Genomic DNA, 723 nt, shown 5'->3' on the forward strand with positions numbered 1-723 from the left:
GGCCGAAGGCGACCGGGGGCTCCGCAGCCTCCGCCGGAGCGAGGGGCGGGCCCGCACGGCCGAGGCCCGGCCCCTTGCGCCAGCGTAGCACCGTGCCCTCGAAGCCGAGGGCCTCGGTTTCCTCGGCCTCCTGCGCCAGCGCCTCTCGCACCAGGTCGTACCAGCACGCCGTCCGGACGGGCAGCTGGGCCTTGCCCTTGGCGGGCTGGCGCGTCTCCGCCCCGCACACCACCAGCGCATCCTCGGCGCGGGTCAGGGCGACATAAAGCAGGCGGCGATGCTCTTCCTGTTCGCGCGCCGATTCGCGCAGTCGCGCCGCGCCCACCGCGGCCGGGTCCTCGCTCTTGCGCGGCGCCAGAACCGGCACCGGCGCGCCCGATGCGGCGGCAGCTCAGGAAGCCGCCCTCGGTCCGGCGGCCGCGGCATGTCCACCGTGTCGGCGAGGATGACGAGCGGCGCCTCCAGTCCCTTGGCGCCATGGACGGTCATGACGCGCACCTCGTCGCGGGCGCTCTCCATATCGCGCTTCACGTCCGCGCCGCCGCGCCGCAGGAAGGCCAGGAAGCCGGGCAGGCTGGCTGCCTCCCACTGCTCGTAGGTGCGCGCCAGCGTCATGAATTCCGAGATCGCGTCGGCCGCCTCCGGGCCGAGCCGGGCGAGAAGGCGCGCCGCCCGCCGTCGCGCCCCAGCACGCCGGCATAGAAGTCGAACGGGCGCTGCGCC

The 723-nt window shown here is 75.4% G+C and carries 2 protein-coding genes; both read right to left on the reverse strand.

Features of this window, described 5'->3' with window-relative positions; translation table 11 throughout:
- Positions 1-232, reverse strand: a 232-nt coding sequence (locus tag AC2W7M_RS26765; protein WP_486136241.1) for a hypothetical protein, incomplete at its 3' end; no start/stop codon positions are given.
- A 20-nt stretch (positions 233-252) separates the two neighbouring features.
- Positions 253-723: 3'-5' exonuclease (locus tag AC2W7M_RS26770; protein ID WP_486136243.1), on the reverse strand; the 471-nt coding region annotated here is incomplete at its 5' end.

The sequence above is a fragment of the Xanthobacter sp. BG11Y11_SDJG genome, from assembly GCF_057364445.1.